This is a genomic window from Ravibacter arvi, assembly GCF_039540405.1.
Classification (GTDB): Bacteria; Bacteroidota; Bacteroidia; order Cytophagales; family Spirosomataceae; genus Ravibacter; species Ravibacter arvi.
Genome location: NZ_BAABEY010000033.1, coordinates 45,564 through 68,471, shown reverse-complemented (window position 1 = coordinate 68,471; position 22,908 = coordinate 45,564). Strand labels below are relative to the sequence as shown.

17 protein-coding genes are annotated in these 22,908 nt (G+C 50.4%); 5 read left to right on the top strand and 12 right to left on the bottom strand.

What is annotated here, in order from left to right; all coding sequences use genetic code 11:
• Window positions 1–47 precede the first annotated feature (47 nt).
• Window positions 48–848 carry an XRE family transcriptional regulator gene (locus ABD852_RS18955; RefSeq protein ID WP_345031768.1) on the top strand — a complete coding sequence of 267 codons (801 nt, stop codon included), beginning with the start codon at window positions 48–50 and terminating at the stop codon, window positions 846–848.
• Here ABD852_RS18955 and ABD852_RS18950 read toward each other — a convergent pair.
• The gene (locus tag ABD852_RS18950; RefSeq protein ID WP_345031766.1) at window positions 845–2,149 is read right to left on the bottom strand and encodes a cryptochrome/photolyase family protein; all 1,305 of its coding nucleotides are present in this window, start codon (window positions 2,147–2,149) and stop codon (window positions 845–847) included. The two genes, ABD852_RS18955 and ABD852_RS18950, sit on opposite strands and share 4 nt — an antisense overlap.
• Window positions 2,150–2,327: 178 nt before the next feature.
• On the opposite strand from ABD852_RS18950, the gene ABD852_RS18945 reads away from it, so the two are divergent.
• The gene (locus tag ABD852_RS18945; RefSeq protein WP_345031764.1) at window positions 2,328–2,516 is read left to right on the top strand and encodes a DUF6496 domain-containing protein; all 189 of its coding nucleotides are present in this window, start codon (window positions 2,328–2,330) and stop codon (window positions 2,514–2,516) included.
• A gap of 20 nt (window positions 2,517–2,536) precedes the next feature.
• Here the strand turns inward: ABD852_RS18945 and ABD852_RS18940 are convergent, their stop codons facing one another.
• From ABD852_RS18940 to ABD852_RS18895, 10 genes are all read right to left on the bottom strand, one after another.
• Complete coding sequence (locus ABD852_RS18940; protein WP_345031762.1) at window positions 2,537–3,280, bottom strand: hypothetical protein; 744 nt, start codon at window positions 3,278–3,280, stop codon at window positions 2,537–2,539.
• A gap of 8 nt (window positions 3,281–3,288) precedes the next feature.
• Complete coding sequence (locus ABD852_RS18935; protein ID WP_345031759.1) at window positions 3,289–4,305, bottom strand: bestrophin family protein; 1,017 nt, start codon at window positions 4,303–4,305, stop codon at window positions 3,289–3,291.
• 12 nt (window positions 4,306–4,317) lie between these two features.
• On the bottom strand, window positions 4,318–5,919 hold the full coding sequence (locus tag ABD852_RS18930; protein ID WP_345031758.1) for a Na+/H+ antiporter: 1,602 nt from the start codon (window positions 5,917–5,919) through the stop codon (window positions 4,318–4,320).
• 27 nt (window positions 5,920–5,946) lie between these two features.
• Window positions 5,947–6,270 (bottom strand): hypothetical protein, encoded by a 324-nt coding sequence (locus ABD852_RS18925; protein WP_345031756.1) that lies wholly within the window; start codon window positions 6,268–6,270, stop codon window positions 5,947–5,949.
• A gap of 180 nt (window positions 6,271–6,450) precedes the next feature.
• On the bottom strand, window positions 6,451–6,798 hold the full coding sequence (locus ABD852_RS18920; protein WP_345031754.1) for a DoxX family protein: 348 nt from the start codon (window positions 6,796–6,798) through the stop codon (window positions 6,451–6,453).
• A 174-nt stretch (window positions 6,799–6,972) separates the two neighbouring features.
• Entirely contained in the window at window positions 6,973–7,356 is a 384-nt protein-coding gene (locus ABD852_RS18915; protein WP_345031751.1) for a helix-turn-helix domain-containing protein, read from the bottom strand.
• A 295-nt stretch (window positions 7,357–7,651) separates the two neighbouring features.
• Window positions 7,652–9,463, bottom strand: a complete 1,812-nt coding sequence (locus tag ABD852_RS18910) for a CocE/NonD family hydrolase (RefSeq protein WP_345031750.1) — start codon at window positions 9,461–9,463, stop codon at window positions 7,652–7,654.
• A gap of 51 nt (window positions 9,464–9,514) precedes the next feature.
• Window positions 9,515–11,098 (bottom strand): SusD/RagB family nutrient-binding outer membrane lipoprotein, encoded by a 1,584-nt coding sequence (locus ABD852_RS18905; RefSeq protein WP_345031747.1) that lies wholly within the window; start codon window positions 11,096–11,098, stop codon window positions 9,515–9,517.
• Window positions 11,099–11,150: 52 nt separating this feature from the next.
• On the bottom strand, window positions 11,151–14,564 hold the full coding sequence (locus ABD852_RS18900) for a SusC/RagA family TonB-linked outer membrane protein (protein ID WP_345031744.1): 3,414 nt from the start codon (window positions 14,562–14,564) through the stop codon (window positions 11,151–11,153).
• 183 nt (window positions 14,565–14,747) lie between these two features.
• Window positions 14,748–15,842 carry a FecR family protein gene (locus tag ABD852_RS18895; RefSeq protein ID WP_345031741.1) on the bottom strand — a complete coding sequence of 365 codons (1,095 nt, stop codon included), beginning with the start codon at window positions 15,840–15,842 and terminating at the stop codon, window positions 14,748–14,750.
• 500 nt (window positions 15,843–16,342) lie between these two features.
• Between ABD852_RS18895 and ABD852_RS18890 the strand changes: the two genes are divergently transcribed.
• From ABD852_RS18890 to ABD852_RS18880, 3 genes are all read left to right on the top strand, one after another.
• A complete protein-coding gene (locus tag ABD852_RS18890; RefSeq protein ID WP_345031738.1) occupies window positions 16,343–17,410 on the top strand; it encodes a sensor histidine kinase in 1,068 nt (355 codons plus the stop codon).
• Window positions 17,403–18,080: a response regulator gene (locus ABD852_RS18885; protein WP_345031735.1), complete on the top strand. Its 678-nt coding sequence runs from the start codon at window positions 17,403–17,405 to the stop codon at window positions 18,078–18,080. Before ABD852_RS18890 ends, ABD852_RS18885 begins: the two co-directional genes overlap by 8 nt.
• 129 nt (window positions 18,081–18,209) lie before the next feature.
• A complete protein-coding gene (locus ABD852_RS18880) occupies window positions 18,210–20,180 on the top strand; it encodes a KUP/HAK/KT family potassium transporter (RefSeq protein ID WP_345031732.1) in 1,971 nt (656 codons plus the stop codon).
• A 367-nt stretch (window positions 20,181–20,547) separates the two neighbouring features.
• Here ABD852_RS18880 and tamL read toward each other — a convergent pair whose 3' ends face one another.
• Window positions 20,548–22,890, bottom strand: a complete 2,343-nt coding sequence (gene tamL, locus ABD852_RS18875) for a translocation and assembly module lipoprotein TamL (protein ID WP_345031730.1) — start codon at window positions 22,888–22,890, stop codon at window positions 20,548–20,550.
• Window positions 22,891–22,908 lie beyond the last annotated feature (18 nt).

Below are 22,908 nucleotides of genomic sequence, written 5' to 3'. Positions count from 1 at the left end.
TGATACAATTCATACCAAACATCTGATAGTAATTATATCAAATAGTTATGAAACCGTCAAGTGTTTTTTTTGCAGAAAACCTGAAATTTCTCCGGGAGCGCAGAAAGATGACGCAACAGGAACTTTCCGAAAAACTGGGGATCACCCGGGTCCGTTTGAACTCCCTTGAAAACGGGCATACCAAAACGCCCCACCCTACCGACTATATCGAAATTTCGGATTTCTTCAGGGTAAGCATCGACGTCATTATCCGGGTCAACCTGGCGAAGGCGGGTGAGCTGGCGCTACGTCAGCTTGAAGCCGGTCGCGAAGCTGTGCTGCGGGGTGACAACCTCCGCATCCTCGCGCTTACGACGGATCAAAACCAGAATGAAAACGTGGAGTACGTCCCCGTTAAAGCACAGGCCGGTTACCAGGCGGGGTATAAAGATCCCGAGTTCATTGCCGCGCTCCCCAAACTCACCTTACCTAATCTTCCCCCCGGGACTTTCAGGGTGTTTCCCATTACCGGCGATTCGATGCTGCCGATTCCGGGAAATAGCGACATTACCGGTAAATATGTTGCCGATTGGCTTGGGCTTCGCCCGGGAACGCCCTGTATCGTAATCCTGAAAAACGAGCAGGAACTCGTTTTTAAAATGGTAACCATACGGAAGGAGACCGTATTGCTGGAATCACTAAACCCGGCTTTCGAACCCTACGAGGTGGGGCTTGAAGAAGTGTTGGAGATCTGGAAATTTCACAGTTTCGCAACCACATCGTTCCCTGCCGGGAATCCCGATCCGGGAGAACTCTTCCGGATCCTGCTGAAGGAGATGCGGGCAATAACCGGGAAACCGGGTCTTTAAACCGGGCTTTTATACCATTGTACACCGGCCCGATAGACCTCCAAAGCTCTTTTCCGGGCAAATTCGTGGTCGACCATCGGCTTTTTGATTTCGAAACCAGGGTTCCACCGACGCACATACATCAGCTCACGGTCAAATTTTTTCATTTGTTCGGCCGGGTTAAAAACCCGGAAATAAGGAGCGGCATCGCAACCGCAACCGGCCACCCACTGCCAGTTGCCCACGTTGGATGAACGCTCGTAATCCGTAAGCTTCTGCGCGAAATAGGCTTCCCCCCAGCGCCAGTCTATCAAAAGGTGTTTGGTCAGGAAACTGGCCGTCACCATCCGGACACGGTTGTGCATATAGCCGGTTTCATTTAATTCAGCCATACCGGCGTCTACCAACGCGTAGCCTGTCCGCCCTTCACACCATTGCTCAAACTCGGCTTCGTTGTTTCGCCAGCGGATTGACTCATATGCGGGCTTGAAGCACTCCCGTTCTACCCTCGGGAAATGGTACAAAACCTGCATAAAGAACTCCCTCCAGATCAGCTCGTTCAACCAGGTCTCACTATAGCGGATCGCAACGGCTACGCATCTCCTGACAGAAACGGTGCCGAAGCGCAGTGCAACACTTAGTCGGCTGGTACCGTCTACTGCGGGATAATCGCGGCACTGCGCATAGTTTGCGATGCGGCCGGGCTCAGGTTCCAGTGGTTGCAAAGAAATACCGGTTTTTTCAAACCCGATGTCCCTGAGGGAAGGGACCGGAGGCGGCACGAAGCCGAAAAACCGGTCCACTGGACTGCGCAGCTCCTGGTAGTCAGCCTGTGAAAGCCTCGATTTCCAGGTTCTCGCGTATGCTGAAAACACGGAATAGGGTGTATTTCCCTGGCTCATCACCTCGTCCCGCTCAAATATCACGTGGTCTTTCTCATCGTGAAAGGCAATTCCCTTCTCCACGGCCCATTTTCTTACCATTTCATCGCGTGCAATGGCCGTCGGCTCATACTCCCGGTTGCAAAAAACGGCTTTGATGTCATACTTTTCACAAAGCTTCTGAAACACCGCCACAGGCGTGCCCGGCTCTGCAAATATGCCGCTTCCGTGCTCTCGCAAACGGGCGTCCAGGCATTTTATGACCTGGTGCACATAATCGACACGCCGGTCAAAGGGGCCGTCTGTCCCGCGGGTCAATTCCCGGTCGAACACAAAAACAGGCAGGACCGGGTACCCTGAAGCAAGGGCGGCATGCAGCCCGCGGTTGTCCTGTATTCTCAAATCCCTCCGGAACCAGAATATGGAGACCTCACTTTTCATTTCAACCTTTTTGGGATAGTTCAGGGTTCAAATATGGTGATGTTTCAGGAATTCCTTTCCCAAAATGTTGCCGCCGGAACGGCTGCGTCACACTGCATCGCCGGAGAAGCAACTCCTGCCGGGGAAGCACGGTTATTGATCTGCTACTGGTGCAACGTACTTGAAAAGCCTTAACGACATGGCAAAATATTCAAAAAAAGCGCAGGAGCTGATACGCCGTATCATGCGCAGGAAAAAGTCCGGGAAGCTCTATTCCGGCAGTGGAGAAAAAGTTACAGACAATAAGCAGGCTGTAGCTATTGCTATCTCGGAAGCCAGGGAGAAAGGCCTGAAAGTTCCGCCCGAAAAAAAGGCAAAAAAGAAATAAAACCGGCTTTTGAACACAAATCACCGGTAATACTTTTCCATCAGGGAGTGCCTTTTTCCGGACGCGACTTCGATAGCTTCAAACTTTTTGTATTGACAGAACGAACCCATATCCCGGTCGCCATTGATAAAAATCCCACCCGCCAGGATAACGTACCGGCAAGGATAAGCGGTATGCTTTACGAGTACCTCTATGCGCTCGTCAATCGCTTCATACATTACTTCCGTTGCCTCAAAAATCTGGTTTCCGGCATTCAGGATCCGGTCTTTCTGATTTAAAAAGATTTGCTCGATGGTATTCATCTGGAAATCGAGCGAAGTTACATTTCCCGCAATGATCTGGCCTGCAGACAATTTGCCCAATGCACCTTTTGCCGCACCGCAACAAGCCGAATTAGCGCTTTGCCCGATGCGCCCCACTTCTCCTATCGTCCCTTCTTTCGTAATCCCGATATGCGGCGCATAGAAAATAATGACCGCCCCATTTTCCGGCACGTGATGAGCAAATGCATTCATGCCGGTTATACCCGCAAAAGGGTAACCGTCCAACCCGCCCATATGGAAAGGCCCGAGCATTTCGAGCGCACGCGGCGGATATTGAATGGCATTTACGTCGTCACAGCACATGCTGTCGGCGTGCATCAGTTGGTGAGGTTTCAGGTCCAGGTGTTCTTCAATCGTATCCAGAAGACGATCTACCGTATCGATCGACGTCAGTGCTTCCGGGTACCATTTTCTTACTGCTGCCAGGTGGGCGTTGTTCATAGGTTTTATTACATTAAAATGTTGTTGACTGGGGTGATCGCCGGTGGAATTTCTTTCTGCCCCAGCATTTGTCTTAAATCGATTTCAATGTTCCGGCTGATTTGCGTGACCGGAATATCATTGGCGCTCCCTTCGAAAGGATTTTCAGTACTCTCTCCAATTTGCTCGAGTACCAGGAAAATCCAGCCGACCAACACACTCAGCGGTATCGTAAGCAGCACAAACCAGTTTCCGTAAGCTGAAACGTGTTTGGACAACTCTCCCAGAAAGCCGAGCGGCAATAAAAAGCAAAGAATATTGGTAAAATAGAGATTGATGCTGGCGAATTGCCGCGGGTAGGGAAAATTCTTAATACGTTCGCATTTGCCCTGCTGATCGTATAAATCCTTTAGCTGACCTTCCAGGGTTACATAATCGTAATCTCTGATGAAACCGTTTTTATTAAGCTCTTTTAGTTGAAGTGACTGGTTGGAAACAATTTGTGTCGCCTTGTTTTGGACAGAAAGAATACCGTTCAATTCCTCTGCGGAAAGAAACGGCTTCAGCTCCTCCCCCAGTGTGCTTTCCCATTCGGGCACTTTATAATATTGAAGATACTCGCGGTTATAGCTTTTACTCTTTACATTCTCCCAACTTTTTGACTCGCGCAGTTGAAAACGGAGCGCCGTCAGCCATGCAAAATGACGGTATACCATTTCCTGGTGTAAGCCGGCTTCCGTTTCTTTGTTCTCTGCCCTTACAAAGTCTCTGACCATTATACCAAAGCTTCGGCTGCTGTTGATGATCGACCCGTATACCTGCCTGGCTTCCCAGGTACGGTTGTAGGTCTGCGTATTTTTAAAACCGGATATGAAAGCCGTTGCCGTTCCGATGAGTGCAACCGGAACCCACGGAACGAAGAGCCACGTCCAGCCTGCTAAATAGTACAAAGCCGTAGGCACTACGCTCAATAAAAGCATTTTGTAAATTTTGGCCCGCGTCCAGGGAATGAAATGCAGCAGCTTGTAGTGACTTGATAGGTTCATTCCTGTTAGTGTTTAGTGTCCCGCCCCGGTAAGTTTCAATTCATTCAGGTCCAATTGCAGCTCGGCCTTCCTGATTTCTTCGTCGCTGAAATACTTTTCTTTTCTCAGCTTAAAAAGTTCTTTTCGCTGAAGGCCATAGATTTCAAGCAGCATTTTATTGAGGAATGCGATTTCTTCTTTTTGGTGATGAAACTCCAGCGTTTCCAATTGCCGCTCCGTACTACCGATTTCTTTTTCGAGGCTGAGTCTATAGTGCTCAATCAGCTCGTTTTCTTCACTCCCCTCGTATTTTTCGCGGATGAGCTTCCGGGCGGCAAGGTCGAGCCTGAGCTGAATGCCCGCCTGTTGCTGGTAGGCCGGAACTATATCGTCAATTTCTTCTAATCCTATAAGCCTGATGATGAACGGCAAGGTCAGCCCCTGGAATACCAATGTAACGAAAATGACGACAAAAGTGACAAACAGGATGAGATTGCGCTGCGGAAAAGCAGTTCCGTCACTCATCATCATCGGTATTGACAACGCGGTAGCCAGTGAAACCACGCCCCGCATGCCGGCCCAGCTGATCACCAGGGGACCTTTCCAACCGGGTGACGGATCCCGCCTCGCTTTGACGCTCAGCCACCTCGGAATATGCGCCGCCGGGTAAACCCAAAGGAATCGCAAGGCAATCGTAATCAGGCTTACGATTAATCCATACCTGAGTCCGTCGGCGATCGAGTACGCTCCGAGCCCCGCTACAATCTCCGGAAGCGCGAGGCCTATCAATATAAACACGAGCGCATTCATCACAAAAATCATCGTCGTCCACACGCCAAGCATATTCAGCCTCGTACTGCCGGTTTGAAAGACTTCGTGGGAACGGTATGACATAAAAAGGCCGCCGCTCACTACTGCCATTACACCTGAAAAATGAAATTGTTCTGCTGCGAGAAACAATATATAAGGCGTCATCACCGTCAGGGCGGCGTCGATCGCCGGTGTTGTGGGTAAAAAACGGTGAACCACGTACATGACATGCGCCCCCGCAAGCCCCACGACGATACCCATCCCGGCAACCAGGAAGAACTGCCCGGTCGCTTCCTGCATGGAAAAAGAGCCGGTGAGGACCGCTGCCAGGGCAAACTTAAAGACGATCAGCGACGAAGCATCGTTAACGAGGCTTTCTCCTTCGAGTATGGTAAGCAAACGTTTGGGGACCTTCATTCCCTTTAGCACCGTCGCGGCAGCCACCGCATCGGGCGGCGAGACGATTCCGCCCAGCAGAAACCCCAACGCCAATGTGAAGCCGGGAATCATCATCGACGTAGACCAGGCGATAATGGTCGACGTAAAAAATACCAATCCGAAAGCCAAAAGTACGATCGGCCGTTTCCACTTCCAGAAGTCATTCCACGACGTATACCAGGCAGCCTCGTACAGCAAGGGCGGCAGAAAAATCAGGAAAATCAATTCCGGGTCGAGATGAAGCAGAGGCATCCCGGGGATAAACCCGATGGCCAGACCGGCGATTACCAGGAAAACCGGGTAAGCCACCTTCATTCTCCGGGCCAGTAATACCAGGAGCATTACGGCAAACAATAAACCCAGTACGAGGAGTAAAGCGTGGTGCATTCTAACAGGCAGTAGTTTTGAGCCGCTTTATTTACCCTGCCCTATATCGAGCCTGTCGAACTTCCCGCCGGCCGCCTGGTGAAACTTGAAAAACACGTCGAAATTCCCCCATTGACCGGCGTGAAAGTGCCCATAAATATCCTTGCCATCATTTTCTACCCGGTTTATGGTAAGAAATCGCTCTTTTTTACTGAAGGCATTGTCGAAAAAGGATTTGAAATCGAGTGTGCGGCCGTCATCGGTAAATATAGCTTTGTCGGTAAAGAAACCGTACCATGCTTTCAGGTCATTGTTCTGTAAAGCTTCTATGGCCAGCCTTACCTCTTTATTCGTTAATTTTGACAGGTCCATTTTGTCTGTTTTTTGATTGGATGACAAGGTACTGCTCCTGGCTGGCCTGCTTTGAGCGCCGGCAGCGGATGAAAATAAAAATAATACCGAAATAAGGAGAGGCAGCTTCATATCAATTTGAATCGGGTTAATGAAGAGCGGAGTCTGCCCGGGTGGGAGGCCCCTGTCTGGATACCGGAGTCACTGCCTCAGCGGATGCTGCAGATAAATGATCACCAGGTTAAGGAGCAGGAATGGCAATTCAATCCCTGCACCTTTCCAATCTTTGTCCTGGATATGAAAGCAGATGATCAGCAGGATGCCCGCTGCCATAAGAAAGTTGCCCCATACGAAGGTACGTGGAAACAGGATCAATACAGCTGCAATCATCGTCACAGCGCCATTGATGGCCAGACCGGTACGGTCGAAGCCCCATTTACCGAACATCTCCATCATTTCGGGTTTCCCGGAGAACATGGCGTACCCTTGTTTCAACCCCATAAAAACCGCGCCCAGAATAAGGACAGCATTGAAGGCTTTTAGTATCATTTGTCTGGAAGAAGTGATAGGTTAAACAGAAATATGTGTGTAAAACTAGATAATTTGCCCCGTATTGAAATGGTGAGCTTTTCGCATTTTCTTCCACCGGGGGAAGGGAAGAAAGTACCGGTAGATTGCCGGCAGGTGGGCTGAAACTGCCGGCAATTAATCTACCGTCAAGTACTAAGGAGCGGCTACACTATTCCTGTATTGCAAAGGAGTTACCCCCTCGTATTTTTTGAAGAACTTCGTAAAATTGGACGGGTCATAAGTTAGTCGCCGTGCAATTTCACTGATCGGGATCTGAGTGGTCGCCATCAGGTGTTTCGATTTCTCGAGAATTGCCTGCACGTAAAAATGGCAGGGGTGATTCCCCCTTGTTTCATTCACCACACGGATGAGGTGCTTCTGGGAAACCGACAGCCGGTCGGCTATCTCCCGCAACTCAAACATCAGGTCTGCAGAGCCCGACAATAAATCTTCCAGGTGCGAGTGGATCAGCTCAAAATAGCGATCCGTAATTTCATCTTTTCGCTCACCGTAGTGTGTTTCTGCCGCTTCTGACATCGCTTCATTCTGTATAAAAACCTGAATCTGCCTCCCCCTCTCCTGTCGCAACTGCCAGATCGGCGGACTTCGTTATTCAGGCACTAAATTAAGAAAGGAATTATTCTATTTCCAGGCTTTTTTTTGTCAAAAAAGTAGGAAAATCTTCTCAGTTTTTCGTCAGTAAAATCCTGCGCCCCGTCCGGTTATCTGCGGTATTTCAGATGGCGGACCACCATTCAGATATAAAAAAACCGACAATTGAGATGCCGGAAGGCGTTCCTCAATTGCCGGTTCTTTTCAGGCTCTCCCGTGGTCAATCGTTGAGATCTCTCACAACAGGAAGGATAATTTGGCTGGCACGGGGGCCGCCATGGTGGATGGTCTGCCTGGCGACCCTGGTTTTCGTACTGCTCCCCAGCGGCTCCCCTGTATTCGGATTGCGATCAAATTGAGGAAAGTTGCTTGACGTGATATCGACCCTGATCCGGTGTCCCGGCTTAAATACATTGGCCGTCCCGGTCAGTTCTATTTCATATTCATACACCTGGTCGGGCGTGAGCAGCTTCATCTTGTCCAGCCCTTCACGGAACTTCGCGCGCAAAATCCCTTCCGAGATTGGCATCGCAAACCCGTTCGGATGCACATCCACCAGCTTGATCATCCAGTCGGTATCCGGTCCGTCCGTAGCGGCATGAAGCTTCATTTTAACCGGACCTGCTATCGCAATGGGCTTTTCCAGGAAATCGCTGGTATACACAAGCACGTCCTCGCGCTGCTCCAGTGGCCGCTGGTCACGCGGTCCGGACGAGGTGGGCGTACCGCAGCAGTTGTTCCCGCCGGTAGTCGGTACCGGGCTTTGCGGATCATACCTGTATGTGTCAGTACCCGCGCCCGCCGGTTTCAGCTGGGAGAGTACTCCGGCGCCCCGGACAGAATTAGCCGGTCCGTCAGCACTCAGATAATAGGGCGTAAATTTTGTTCCGGGGATCGGCCAGTCATCCTCTTCACGCCATTGGTTTGCGCCCATGTAAAACAGCTTTACGGGTTTCTCTTTTTCCAGCCCGTTTTTGATCCCTTTCAGGTGGTAATCAAAAAAGCGAAGCTCCATATCGGTCTGGCTGATATAAGCGGCGTCGGTAAAATCTACACCACCGAAAGATTTGCTTGGCCCGTGCCCCCAGGGGCCGATTATCAGCCGGGCTTCCTTCCTCGACTCGGGGGTTCCGCCTTTGTTGCGCATCCCGACGTACCCATTGATGGTTCCCATAACGAAAATATCAAACCATCCTCCCGAAGAATAGGTAGGTACCTTGACCTTGTCAAATCTTTCTTCGTCGCTGATGGCCTTCCAGTATTCGTCGTAGCTCTCATGCCGGATCCAGTCGCGGTAGTGCTGTACCGGCGAATTTGCGCTTTTCAGATCGCCGTCTTTCAAAGGCAGGTGCATGAGGATGTTTTCGTACTTCAATTCCTCCGGTGTAAAATCAGCGGTATGCCAGTACTGCGGCAACATGATCCGGTTAGGCATCCTGACCACGCCCCAGCCATAGTTAAAACTAAGCCTGAATGCCCCGCCCATCGTCAGCCAATTGGCATAAATATTGGTAGAGGCCAGCGACGGAAATGCTGCTACCAGGTGCGGTGGCGCCTGCGAGGCCGCCTGCCACTGGTTGTGGCCCAGGTAGCTGCCGCCCTGGGTAGCCACTTTGCCATTGGAGAAAGGTTGTTTCGCAGCCCATTCAATGGTATCGAAACCATCTTTGGCCTCGTCCCGGAACGGCTCCCATTTGCCGTCACTCTCATAGCGTCCGCGCACATCCTGGAAAACAACCGCGTACCCGGCGCGGGCAAACTTGGTCATAATCTCATGGGAGCCGTCGCGTTGCTGGCCGTAGGGAGTGCGGGAGATAATGGTAGGATATTTCCCCGGTTTTGCCGGCATGTATACGTCGGCATACAGAATAGTACCATCCCGCATGGGCACCGGTTTATGGCGCTCGATCCGGATTTCATTGGATACCCGCTGTGCGTTTAAATCGGCGCCAACACACCACGGCATCAATAAGGCCAAAAACAAGACGGATAAGCGCTTTCGCGCGCGTTCTTTGAGATACTTTACATTCATGTTTTTAAGGGTTGAGCGGTACGCTTTTGAGAGGAATGACGCGTGGTGTCACTATTTCTTTGGAAACTTGGGGTCCCACCATACCGTGCTGGTCATGAGGTTACCCACATTCTGGCGGTTGAGCGCTTCGGTAAAATTATCTTCGTTCAGCATCAGCTCACTATCCGGGATAATCATACGACGGGGAATGGTGCCGCCCGTAATGTTGCCGGGATAGTTGGTAGGCTTCAGTTTGGGATAATCCGTCCGGCGCCAGTTGGCGAAAATTTCATAATTATCCAGGAGAAGGGAGACCCATTTCTGCGTACCGATCTGCTCCAGTTTTTCCTGGAAAGTACCGGCCTCCCTGAATGGGTTCCGCTTGAGATAAGCCTCAATTTTTGCAGATGAAATCACGCCATCCGGCCCGAACAATGCCCACTGGCGCATAGCCGCCCGCACTGCATTCTCATAGGAAGTTTTGGCGTCGCCCTTTGCATTCCAGCCCCTGATTGCGGCCTCAGCCAACAGCAGGTAAGTTTCGGCATTGGTGAAAGTCAGCACCGGACTTGCATAACTGAGAATGGTATTCGGATGCGGTTCTGAATAGGTACCAAAATCGCTGGGTTCACCGAACAGCACGCCGTTGGGCATCCCTTTTTGAATAACCGTGGAGGTATCGTATACAAAACCGGTCCCTTTCGGATCTTTCACCCAAACGACTGAAATCACATTCAGCCTTGGGTCGCCTGTTGCTTTCAGATGATCGATAAAGGTCTTGGCATATTTACCGCCTTGTGTATTGCTGACGCCATTCTGAGGATTCTGGTAATCCTGGATCAGCAGATCGGTAGCCTTGGGATTCCTGCTATGCAGCACCTGTCCGTCCTGGTAGAGCACACGGGCAATTTCGTCATCGTTCAGAATCGGTCCGCCGTCGATCGCCTTTTTCACCCAGGTTTCGGCGAGGTCAGGTCGTACTTCCGTCAGTCTCATTCCCAGGCGCAGCATAAGCGAATAGCCGAATTTCTTCCATTTGTTTATGTCGCCGCCATAAAACAGGTCGGAGGGGCCGTAGGTAGGCAGAGAAGGGTTAAAAGAGCCGATTGCCCCCTCCAGCTCCTTGAACATGTCAATATAAATATCCTCCTGCCGGTCGTATTTGGGCTTCAGATTGCCGTCAAGACTTTTTAACGCTTCGGTATACGGCACATCCCCGTGAATGTCGGTTACAATATGAAACATGTATACCTTCCAGATCCTCGCCGCCGCCAGCAGGTTCACTTGCTGGGGATCATCCCGGACCGCCCGGATTACACGCTCGTTATCGAACAACGCCTCGTTGTAAATTGCCCAGTGGCTGCGGGCCATACTTTCGTTAAAGTATTTGTCGCCGGTACCGCGCACTTCACTGTGTGTCGCGAACTGTTGCATGGCCTGCGCAAGTATAAAATGCTGACCGTCTGCTCCATCCGTAAAATTATAAGCGACACCCACCAGCTGCGAATTGGCAAACAAATAGCCCGGTACCACCTGCTCGTAGGCGTTCGGGTTTTTATTGAGTTCGGTCAGGCTTTTGCTGAAGTCGCTACAGCCTGAAAGCATTACCGCCGATACCAGAGCGGCGCCTGTATATTTGAATAGTTTCTTTTCCATACGGCTTATCGAAACAAAGTTTGCAATTTGATAGAATGGTTAGATGCTGTTTCTAAAAGCTCAGCCTGAGATTAAGCCCTACTTCCCGTGTTTTGGGAAGCATCACGCCCGCAAAATTCTGGGTATTGTCGTTGGCGTCAATACCTTGTTCCGGGTCAAAATGATCGGAATTGCGGTATAGGATCGCCAGGTTCCGCGCTACCACCGAAATTTGTAAACCGGTCAGCTTCACGTTCTGCAGGCGAACCGCCGGAATGGTGTAACCCAAAACAAGGCTGCGAAGCTTGACAAAGCTCCCGTCTATCATGAAATTGGTTGAATACCCACCGTCGTTGTTGTAATAAGTTGACATAAATCTTGCCGGCCAGGTTTGCGAAAACTCCGCTCCTTTTTCGTCGACTCCGGTCACAGTAAGGCCATTGTCGCGTCCGGGCAGGGTTTCTTTAAGCAACCCGAAACGCCACATGTACTGCTTGGCTTGTGAAAAGAACTTATTACCGAACTTACCGTCGATCAAAGCGCTGAGGTTGAACCCTTTCCAGGTGAAAGAGTTTTCAAAGCCCATGGTATAGGGCGGGACGCCAATTCCAAGCGGGATGGTCGGACCGAGCTGGGCATACCTGCTGAGGCTGTTATACACCCGCCTCCCGTCCTCCGCATACATATAGCTACGCCCGAAACGCGTGCTGGCGTCTTTTCCAAGGAGACTGGCAGAACCCGTGGCCTGGCCCGGGGCAAGTGTAATCACCCGGTTCTGGTTAATGGCCATGTTATAGCTCACATTCCAGGAGAAATCGTTGGTCCTGACCGGATTGAAAGTCAGCAACAATTCAATACCCCGGTTGCGGATCTTACCCACATTCAACAGTGTGGACGTAGCCCCCGACGATGGTGCAATACCGGTGGAAACGATGTCGTCGGTATTGATTTTCTGGTAAAAGGTCAGGTCGATCCCCATGCGGTTGTTAAAAAATTGCGCATCAAGCCCGATTTCGGAAGTTGTGGATGTAAGCGGGCGCAGGTTTGGGTTGGAAAGCGCGCTCGACGACGTTTGCACAGGCGTACCCATGTGCCCCCCCGTTCTGAACCCATAAAGCTGGTTGATAGCGTAAGCGGCTACCGTAGCGCTTCCCACCTGTGCCCATGAGCCCCGAAGCTTTGCAAAGTTGATCGCCTGCGGCAAATTCAAGGCTTTGGAAAGGATAATACTACCCCCTACCGACGGGTAAAAAATCTTGTTGTTCCCCGGATTAAGCGTAGAGAATTTATCCTGGCGGCCCGTCAGGCTCAGGAAATAGGTTTCATCCAGGTTAAGATCAGCCGAAGCAAAAACAGAATTCGTTCCAAGCGAACTGTATCCTTTCCCCGGCACCGATACTTTCAGGTTGGCCGCACTGATCCAGTTCGGGATAATGAATTCCGCGCCGGTAATGGAGTTGCTCCTGATAATGTCGCGTTCCCAGTTGCCACCGGCCATGGCCGTAAAACCTATTCTTTCCGCAAACGTTTTGCTATAGTTGGCAATAATACGCGCATTGGAACGTGTAGCCACCTGATCGAGCGAGCGATAGGTTCCCAGCGGCCGGAAGGCCGTCCCGATCGGGTAGGAGTCTTCTTCTGTCCAATTCCTGAAATCGCGCATGAAATCACCTTTTACAAAGAAGTCCGGCGTAATGTTATACGTAAGGCTTCCCTGGGCAATCACCCGGTTGGTGTTGTCCTTGTTTTTCATCCGGTCCCTTGCAAAATACGGGTTGGTAGCCTGGTTCACGTGCTGCCATTCAACCTCTCGACCTGTTTCCGGGTTGTAACCCGGTGCAAGGCTCCGGATATCAACCGTATTGGCGAGCAGGTAGACGCCCCAGGCCGAGTTGGTTCCGACGTACCCTACTCCCGGACGGTTCGTTCCCTCTTCGTAGTTGTACTGGATCTGGGTATCGAAGCTCAGTTTCTCGCTCAGGAGCGCCTTTAAAGCCACGTTAGCAGTTTGTCTTTTATAACCCGAACCTTTTACGATTGAATTGGAGTTCAGGTCCGACAACGACATCCGGTAAGTAACCCGGTCGCCGCCGCCGGCAAAAGACAGGGTATTGACCAGGTTGGTGCTGGGACGATAAAAATTGAGAATATTGTCTTTCACATGAACCGGCGCATAGGGCCTCGCCACGCCGTCAAATTGCGTGACCAGCGTGTCGGGATTCATTCTCTTGCCAAACGAAAGCCGGCCGGTACTGATGGCCTCACCCTGGTTTTTGGGCGGTACCCCCAGACTTCCCTGGCCGAATTCATACTGGTAATCCGGGAAGATATTGATCGTGCCGACGGTGAAATTCGAGTTGAACTCAATGCCGATACCTTTGGTAATTTTAGCTCCTTTCTTAGTGGTAATAAGGATTACACCGTTGGCCGCCTGGCTTCCGTAAAGGGCGGCGGCCGCGCCACCTTTCAATACGCTGATAGATTCTATATCGTCGGGGTTAATACTCGAGATACCGTCCCCCAGGTCGGTGGTAGCGCCCTGGGCCTGGTCCAAAACCGTAGTAGGACGGTTGTTGATCGGCATACCATTGACGACATAAAGCGGCTGGTTGTTACCGGACAGGGAGCCATTTCCCCTGATCACCACGCGGCTCGAGCTTCCCGGCCCGCTGGCCATACTTGTGGCATTCACACCGGCTATTTTCCCGGTTAGCGCATTGGCAATATTTACCTCCCTGGCCTGTGTAAACTCTTCACCTTTCACCTCCGTTACTGAATAGACAAGAGATTCCCGCTTCTTTTCCATACCAAAAGCGGTTACGACTACTTCGTTCAGCGCTTTGGACTCCGGAGTAAGCTGAATAGAAAAACTGGTCTCGTTCCCGACAGGTACTTCCTTCGAAGTAAAGCCTACGAAACTAAAAACCAGGATGCCGCCGGCTCTTTGTGCCGCCGTGATGTCCAGCGTAAAGCGCCCCTCGGTATCGGTGATTGTTCCTTTTTGTGTGCCTTTGAGCAACACGCTTACCCCCGGCAGGCCGGAACCGCTTTCGTCGGTGACCTTGCCGGTCAGGTTCTCGAGGTTGGCCGATTGGGCGCCATCGGTTGAAACAGCCGGCGCGGCGGGCGTGTCCTTTCTGAGAATAATGCGCGCGTTCACCACTTCATACACCACTTTGTGCGGCGCGAGCACCCGCTGCAGCACTTCAGACAAAGCCTCGTCCTGAAACCGGAACGTTTGCTTCTGGGACGAAAAGATCTGCGGGTTGTACATAAATTTAACGCGGGTTTGCGCCTCGATCTTGTCCAACACTTTTTCTACTTCCACGTTAGAGAGGTTCAAGGTTACTTTTTGCTCCAGGATCCGCTGCGCGTGAAGGCGTTCGGCCTGTATGGCAGGGGCGAAAGCCGTCCACAACACGACCTGGTACAAGACCAATCGCATTATCCGCGCTATCTCAGGACCGTACTGTTTTTCTTTTGACATAGCTTTAGGTAGTTAAGGTTATTCGGAAAAAAAAGATTAAAAGCGGGTATGACAATTCCAGTCAGCCTTCAGGAGGGCTGTTCGAAAAATCCTGAAAATTGAAAAGGGTGTGCCGGTCAGTACCGGGCTCAGTTGGTTAAAGGTTCAGGCTTATTTCGTCATAGGCAATGTGTTAGTTGCATGTCAGTTGCATCCCTGGCTGCTGACGATGATCGTGCCGTCCATCTGTTCGAAGTCGGCGCCGAGTGTCATGCAAATCAGGTTCATTTTTTCAAAAAGCGGCTCGTCGTCAAACTTTGCCGTGAGCCGGCAGCTTTTCATCGTTTCCCGGTCGAAAACAATATTAACACCGTATGCGCGTGCCAGCGCTTCGAAAACCTCGGGCGCGCCGGCATTTTTGAAGGCGAGCGACGGCAGCACCGGTTCACTTCTCAGCATTTCCGGATGGTCGACCAGGCTGCGTGTCAGCTTGGCTTCGTTGCCTTCGTAAACGATCTGCTGGTTGGGTGTCAGCACCATTCCTTCCTTCGGATGGTGCTGCCTCTCGCTTCGGGAATGTTCGTCGGTCAGGATCGGGAAGACCGATACCTTGCCGGTTTTAACCACTACAGTTACATTCTTTTCGTTATCCGAAGTTGTAATATTGAAACTCGTACCCAGCACTTTCGTGGCCAGGTCGCCGGCATATGCAAAAAAAGGCTTGCCCGGATCTTTTGTTACCTTGAAAAAGGCTTCGCCTTGCAGGAAAACCTCGCGTTTTGTCGGGCTGAAATGTACCGGGTAACGCAGTGTTCCGCCCGGCTGGAGAAGAACCGTACTGCCATCTTCAAGCGTCAGCAGTTTAGGAGCCGACCCCTTGTTGCTTTCTATCAAAAATGAATCCGAGGCCGCATGAACACCGGCAATACGACCGGGGCTGCTTTGCAGCCGGGGATAAGTAAGCCAGAAAAGACCCACCATACCACCAATCAGCAGAACAGCGGCCGCCCAATACCACCTGAATGGCTTACCGGAAAACGAAGCCGGTGACTCCTCGCCGATTGCCGCGCAAAGGCGGTCCAGTTCTTGGCTTACTTCCGCTTCTGTAATATTGTTAAAAAAGGATTCGCTGGTTTTTAAAAGCTGTATGGATTGATCAACCAGTTCCTTTTTATCGGGGTTTTCCCCGAGCCAATCTTTCCAGAAGGCGCCATCGACGGGGTCATCAAACAGGATCCACCCACGAAAAGATGGGATCGCGGCGAGTTCCTCCGGTGAAAAACGACGAAATGCAGACATAGTCGGATGGCTATCGGTACATGCTCGTGCTTAAAGATGAGCATGCGGAACGCCTATACTCTTTTTTTGAGAAAGAAATTTTGAAGGGGTGTCGACCGGTCAGCAGGTTACATCGCCTGCTTATTCCAAAAAATCTTTAAAAAATAATATAAAATTCATTTTCTCATCCTTATATTTGTATAAGTATTTTCCGAAAAGGTGATACACAATATCTATAGCTATACGATTTCAATACGAGTACTGTACTTCAGCTTGCCATTTTTTCAGTAAGGTTCCGCCTTTTTCGCGATAGTGTTCATCTGTTTATCCATATGGTCGTGACCCGTTTAATGATCTTAATTCAACTAGTAATTTGCCACCCTGACTAGTGTCCTCCTCTGTAGGTCAATCGCGCGTCCCCGGAGGAGCGAGTCGCTTCTCCGGGTTAATTAAGCGCTGATGTGTCACACAGGATGTGCCGCACACTACTTACCTTTGTAAAAAACCAAAGGGTAATAGTTGTGTTTCAGCATCAGCAAACGATCCGGCAACTCGGTATCAGTGTACTGGCAGTCATCATCTCTTCAGTACTGGCCTGGCTAAGCAAGGCGCACCTTGACAACATGGCGGTCGGCCTGCTGCTGATGCTCGTTGTATCCACACTTGCTGTTGTATTTGATATCTTTCCGGTGCTGGTAGCCGCCTTCCTGAGCGCGCTCATTCTGAATTTCTTTTTTGTAGAGCCGCTCTTTACCTACAAAATACACGACACGGAAAGCGCGCTGCTTTTTTCTATCTACATCTCCATAGCGGTGGTGCACGCCGTACTTACCAACAGAGTCAGAAAACAGGCAAAAAAGTCGCGGGACCGGGAGGAAAAAGAAAAGACCATCCGGTTGTACAATACCTTGCTGAATTCGCTCTCGCACGAATTGAAAACCCCTATTGCCACCATCATCGGCGCTATCGACACCTTGAAAGATGCCGGTATACCGATTCCGGCACCTCAGCAAAATGAGTTGCTGAATGAAATGGAAACGGCAGCAAACAGGCTCAGCTACCAGGTGGAAAACCTGCTCAATATGAGCCGGGTCGAATCCGGCAACTTTCGGCTAAAAACCGACTGGATTGACGTTAACGAAATGATTTTCAGCTGCATCCGAAAGATTCCGGCTCAACATCTCAAGCGCTTTATTTTTAAACCGGACGATAAACTGCCGCTCCTCAAACTTGACGAAGGACTGATCGAAACGGCGCTCTACAGTATTTTACACAACGCCGCGCGGTATACGCCGGAGCAGGCAACCGTAATGATCGACGCCCGTTATGAAGACGGGTTTCTCGCCATTACCATCAGTGACAACGGGACCGGGATACCGGAACAGCATCTTCACCATATTTTCGAGAAATTTTACCGCTTGCCGCATTCCGGCACTGGCGGCACAGGGCTGGGTTTGTCCATCGCCAAAGGATTTGTGGAGGCGCATGAAGGAAAAATAAGTGTCAGGAACCTGAAGGCCGGGGGCGCTCAGTTTGAAATTACCCTACCGGCCGATGTGTCTTATCTAAACAGTCTGAAAAATGAGTAAACCCTCCGTCCTGATAGTTGATGACGAGCCCCCCATCCGCAAGTTGCTGGAAATTAATCTCTCCAACGCCGGATATTGCGTACGGATGGCCGCGACCGGTAAAGAGGGCCTTATGCTCGCGGCCAGCTACCAGCCGGATTTTATCCTGCTTGACCTGGGGCTACCTGACATCGACGGGCAAGAGATTCTCAAGCAACTCCGCGAATGGTACGGAAAGGTGATTGTTGTACTATCCGTCCAAAACAGCGAGGATGACATTATTACCGCACTCGACAACGGCGCCAATGATTACCTGACAAAACCTTTCCGGGTAGGAGAACTGATGGCGCGCCTACGCTCTGCGACCAGGTTTTCAGCTACGGCCGACCCCGTAATGGTGGTGGAAACCGGCGATATGGAAATTGACCTCGCCGCCCGCACTGTCAAAGTGGGCGGACAGATTATCAAGCTTACTTCAACCGAATACAGCCTTCTCGCCCTGCTGGCAAAAAATGAAGGCCGTGTGCTCACCCACCACTTCCTGTTGAAAGAAATCTGGGGAGTAGCCTACCAGACGGAAACCCAGTATCTACGTGTTTTTGTGGCACAGCTACGCAAAAAAATCGAACCCGACCCCAATCATCCCAGGCACATCGTGACCGAAAGTGGTGTCGGGTACCGTTTTCAGTAGCATAGCACCTGTAAAAACGACCGTGGGCCGGCCCCACTTTTTTATAAAAACTTTATACTTCCCGATTTCTTATTTACAACACCCTTACGGTTTCTTCCACAATTTTGCCGTTCAAGTTAATCTCTCGCAATGGAGTATCAGAAACTGTCGGACAGCAAAATCACTATTTCCAGCTTACTGATCGCGCTGGGTATTATCTACGGAGACATCGGAACGAGTCCGCTCTACACATTTAAAGCGATTATAGGTCCCCGTGAAATAACGGACCACCTCGTACTAGGCGGCGTCTCCTGCGTTTTCTGGACCCTGGTGCTGCAAACGACCATCAAATATGTCTGGATAACACTCAAGGCGGACAACGAAGGAGAAGGGGGAATCTTCTCGCTTTATTCACTGGTCAGAAAACACGGTCCCAAACTGATCATGCCCACCATGGTCGGCGCAGCTGCGCTGATGGCCGACGGCATCATTACCCCGGCAGTCACGGTAACCTCTGCCATAGAGGGCCTGGCGATGATAGACGGCCTGGGGCATATTTCCCATATTCCGATTGTCATCCTGATCGTTTCCGGCATTTTCTTCTTCCAGAGGTTCGGATCGCAAAAGGTAGGCAAAACCTTCGGCCCGGTAATGGCGGTCTGGTTTTTTGTACTGCTGGTGAGCGGATTAAGCCAGATCTCCCGTTTTCCCGGTGTCATAGAAGCCCTCAATCCTCTTTATGCCTACCGGCTGCTTACCCAGTACCCGCAAGGTTTCTGGATACTGGGAGCCGTGTTCCTGTGTACTACGGGAGCCGAGGCCCTCTACTCAGACCTTGGGCACTGCGGCCGGAAAAACATCCGCATCACCTGGATTTATGTAAAAATCTGCCTCGTCGTCAACTACCTGGGGCAGGCGGCCTGGTTGCTGCACCAGGACAGCCGCTTCCTGGAAGGAAGAAACCCCTTTTTCGAAATGATGCCCGAGTGGTTTCTTTTGCCGGGAATCGTAATCGCTACTTTTGCGGCTATCATTGCTTCGCAGGCCCTGATCAGCGGATCATTTACTTTGGTAAACGAGGCTATCAACCTCAACTTCTGGCAGCGTGTTGCCGTCAAACAGCCTACCGACGAAAAAGGTCAGATCTATATTCCCAGTGTAAACGTCATTCTATGGGCCGGGTGTCTCCTGGTCATCCTTCACTTCCGCGATTCAGCCAGAATGGAAGCTGCATATGGTCTGGCCATAACCGTAGCCATGCTGATGACCACCTTCCTGCTGGCGTATTTTCTGCGATACAAACTGCGCTGGCATAAAGCCTGGGTTGCCACAGCCCTGGTCGTTTTTCTCACGATTGAACTCTCTTTTTTCGTAGCCAACGTGATCAAATTCCAGGAGGGCGGCTATATCACCGTGCTGGTAGGAATCCTGTTTTTCATTGTCATGTATGCGTCCTATTTCGGCAGGAAAATCAATAACCGGTATACCAAATTTGCACATTTGGGAAAGTATTCCGGAAAGATTGTCGAACTGAGCGAAGACACCAGCATCCCTAAATTTACAACCCACCTTATTTACCTGACCAAGGCCGACCGCAGGGATCAGATCGAAGAAATTACCATCGATTCCATTTTCGCAAAAAAACCTAAACGGGCAGATGTATACTGGTTTTTCCACATCAACCGGACCAACCATCCGTATACACTTGATTATGAGGTTTCAGAATTGGTCGACGATAAGATTATCAAAATAGTCGTCAATATCGGATTTAGGATTCAGCCGCGGACAGAGGTCTATTTCAGGCACATCATTGACGATTTGATCAGCAAAAAAGAGTTGAACCTGCATTTGAAGCACAATGGCTCTACCAAATACAACCCGGGCCTGGATTATCGCTTTGTAGTGATAGAAAAATATTTGTCGATCGAAAATGAATTTTCTTTCCGTGAGGGGTTTATCCTGAATTCTTATTTCTTTTTCAAGCGATGGGCCCAGAGCGACGAGAATGCATTCGGCCTTGATAAAACCAGCGTTTCAGTTGAAGAAGTACCCCTCTTGTATCACCCGGTAGAGCAAACCAAATTAAAGCGCAGGCGTCAGAATACGAAAGAAAATGCATAGGCAATTTTCTGGAAAGCCACGAAGTACACGAAAAACTTTGTGTTCATTGCGCACTCTGTGGTTAATAAAATCACAAAGTGCACAACGAGCACGGAGACAATTAAAAAAAGCTCTGTGAACTTCGCGTTCTCTGCGGTTAATAAAACCACAAAGTGCACAATGAGCACGGAGACAATTAAAAAAAGCTCTGTGAACTTCGCGTTCTCTGCGGTTAATAAAACCACAATGTGCACAATGAGCACGGAGACAATTAAAAAAAGCTCTGTGCACTTCGCGTTCTCCGCGGTTAATAAAACCACAATGTGCACAATGAGCACGGAGACAATTAAAAAAAGCTCTGTGAACTTCGCGTTCTCTGCGGTTAAAGTTAGAAAGGATAAGCCACGGCAATGTTGAGTACCAGGTTTTCCTTGCGCCAGGATTTGCTTCCGAAATCAATTTCTTTGAATACCCAGGGGTTTCGCGGCTCATCCTCGTATTTGTACCAAGGCTTTCGGAAAGGGGTAGCGAGGTCAAGGCGCAGGACCAGGTAGGTGAAATCAAGACGCAAGCCTACCCCGCCGCCAATGGCCAGCTGCTTGTAAAAATCTTTTCTGAATACCGAGTTTTTGCCATATTCAGCCAATTCACGGTAATTCCATACGTTTCCGGCATCGACAAAAACAGCGCCGTGGAAAAGCGAAGTCATCTTCATCCGGAGCTCTGTGTTGAATTCGAGTTTTATATCTCCAAATTGCGTGTTACGGAAAATTGCGCGGGTTACTGAATCGGCATAGTAAGCTCCGGGGCCTATGGTTCGCGCCTGGAAAGCCCTGATCCCGGTGCTTCCGCCCACAAAGTACTGTTTGAATTGCGGCAGTGCGCGCGAGTTGCCGTACGGTATCCCAACCCCGGCCACAAATCGATTGGCCCATTTGATGTTAGGTGTAATGGTATAATAGTGTTTAGCTTCCGCATCTACCCGCGTAAACTGCTCAAAAGGTATGTCGAACAGCTGTTTCCCACCCTCCGATTTACTTTTCACCAATAGACCGGCAAGGTTCCCCACCAGGTTCAGCCCCCCGCTCAGCATCATCTGGTGCCTGCTGTAGGGATTCTGCACAGGATTATAGCTGATAGAATAGGACGATTCAAGCAACAACCGGTTTTCAAGGATACGCATGTACCGGTCGATATCAAATTCATTGGGGCTATCGAAGATAAGCTCGGTGAAAGCCTCGCTGATATTTCGTGGCCGAACCACGTTGACCCCAAACGGAGAAAGTGAGTGCGTAGTTCTGTGAAGCTGCCAGGTGTAGCCCCACTGCCCTCTTATAGAATTAAGCGTATACAAGCCGGCTTGTACCAGGTTTTCATAACTAAGCAAAAGCGAGGTGCGCGGCAGTGTCTGGTCTATCTCCGGGTTATGATGCCAGAAAGGCACAATGAAACGCGGAAAAGACAACTCGGTTTCAAATTTATATCTGAAAAAATTCGAGCCGGCCACTGCTTTCCCACCTCCCAGCTGCCAGTCGAGCCCGGCATCGGCGCTGATACGCAGCTGCTCTGCTCCCCGGAAAATATTACGGTGATTCCACGACACATTTCCCTGTATACCGCCAAGGTTATTCGATTTGGTCAGGCCGCTGAATTCGCCCCGCATTGATTTTCTTTTCAGCGGGCTTAGCTGGTACACCACATCAAGCATAGCCGAATCAGAGCGCGGAACCAGCTCAAATTTATTCCTGACAAATTTAAAGTTCTTCAGGTTGACAATCCGGGAAAGGGTAATATTCTGTATTTCGCTGTTGTACCTGCTGCCGGGCCGGAAGCCGATCGTTTCTTCAAACACGCGCGGCCTGAACAAACGGTGCGGGTCGTACAAGAGGTTTCCATTCTTCATTCTATGGAAATTCTCCAAAGAATCAGAACTCGCGCCCTGATAATCAGTGAACACTTTTACACTGGCCACATAGTAGGTCTTGAGCGCAGTCTGCGCCACATCCGGCTTCAACTCTACCGACATCGCTACCTGGTGGGCGCCCAGGGCAGAATCCACTTTAATAATCAGGTGCTCCGGGCTAAAAAAATAGAACCCCTTTGTTTTCAGATACTGGTCGATGCGCAGGCGTTCGGATTCGATCACCGACAGGCGGTACGGAAGGCCCGGCTGAAGGTAGGATGCCTTTGCCGACTCCAGAAAAGCGGAATCGAATTCGGCAACGCCTGTAGGCCTGAAATTCATCGAGTCGATTGTATACCTCGGACGAACATAAGCCTGGTAATTTCCCTTTACCCAACGTTCTTTTACCGCCACGATTTCGCCGGAAGCCTCGGACCTGAAGTAACCTTCGTTATGCAGGTACCCCTCTAAAGCCTGCTTGTTCAATTCCAGTGCGCGGGCTGTCATTAGCACCGGCGGCTCGCCCAGTTTACTCCTAAACCACTGCCGGAAACCACGCTCTTTTTTGGGTTCCCCCATCAGGTAATACAACCATACGCGATACGGAAATTTAAATAGCGTACGATTGGCTACAGGCCGTAGCAGTCCTTCCAGCTCGGTCTCCAGACCGCTGTGAGGGTTTACGCGGACAGCGGTATCGGTCTTTACCCTGAGCGTATTCCCGACGAGCATTACCTCCCCTTCCGGAATATGACGCGATATATTGCAGCCGGTCATAAGCCCTGCAAGGCACCAGATCAATATCCCGTATCGTTTAAAAAAATTCACTTTCCGAACTGCTGTTGT

Excerpts from the sequence above, each read along its gene's own strand:
- ABD852_RS18915 (WP_345031751.1), bottom strand. The coding sequence starts at position 7,356 with ATGTCAGAAGCGGCAGAAACACACTACGGTGAGCGAAAAGATGAAATT.
- ABD852_RS18905 (WP_345031747.1), bottom strand. The coding sequence starts at position 11,098 with ATGGAAAAGAAACTATTCAAATATACAGGCGCCGCTCTGGTATCGGCG.
- ABD852_RS18930 (WP_345031758.1), bottom strand. The coding sequence starts at position 5,919 with ATGCACCACGCTTTACTCCTCGTACTGGGTTTATTGTTTGCCGTAATG.
- ABD852_RS18955 (WP_345031768.1), top strand. The coding sequence starts at position 48 with ATGAAACCGTCAAGTGTTTTTTTTGCAGAAAACCTGAAATTTCTCCGG.
- ABD852_RS18950 (WP_345031766.1), bottom strand. The coding sequence starts at position 2,149 with ATGAAAAGTGAGGTCTCCATATTCTGGTTCCGGAGGGATTTGAGAATA.
- ABD852_RS18925 (WP_345031756.1), bottom strand. The coding sequence starts at position 6,270 with ATGGACCTGTCAAAATTAACGAATAAAGAGGTAAGGCTGGCCATAGAA.
- ABD852_RS18940 (WP_345031762.1), bottom strand. The coding sequence starts at position 3,280 with ATGAACAACGCCCACCTGGCAGCAGTAAGAAAATGGTACCCGGAAGCA.
- ABD852_RS18920 (WP_345031754.1), bottom strand. The coding sequence starts at position 6,798 with ATGATACTAAAAGCCTTCAATGCTGTCCTTATTCTGGGCGCGGTTTTT.
- ABD852_RS18885 (WP_345031735.1), top strand. The coding sequence starts at position 17,403 with ATGAGTAAACCCTCCGTCCTGATAGTTGATGACGAGCCCCCCATCCGC.
- ABD852_RS18895 (WP_345031741.1), bottom strand. The coding sequence starts at position 15,842 with ATGTCTGCATTTCGTCGTTTTTCACCGGAGGAACTCGCCGCGATCCCA.
- ABD852_RS18945 (WP_345031764.1), top strand. The coding sequence starts at position 2,328 with ATGGCAAAATATTCAAAAAAAGCGCAGGAGCTGATACGCCGTATCATG.
- ABD852_RS18900 (WP_345031744.1), bottom strand. The coding sequence starts at position 14,564 with ATGTCAAAAGAAAAACAGTACGGTCCTGAGATAGCGCGGATAATGCGA.
- ABD852_RS18935 (WP_345031759.1), bottom strand. The coding sequence starts at position 4,305 with ATGAACCTATCAAGTCACTACAAGCTGCTGCATTTCATTCCCTGGACG.
- ABD852_RS18910 (WP_345031750.1), bottom strand. The coding sequence starts at position 9,463 with ATGAATGTAAAGTATCTCAAAGAACGCGCGCGAAAGCGCTTATCCGTC.
- ABD852_RS18880 (WP_345031732.1), top strand. The coding sequence starts at position 18,210 with ATGGAGTATCAGAAACTGTCGGACAGCAAAATCACTATTTCCAGCTTA.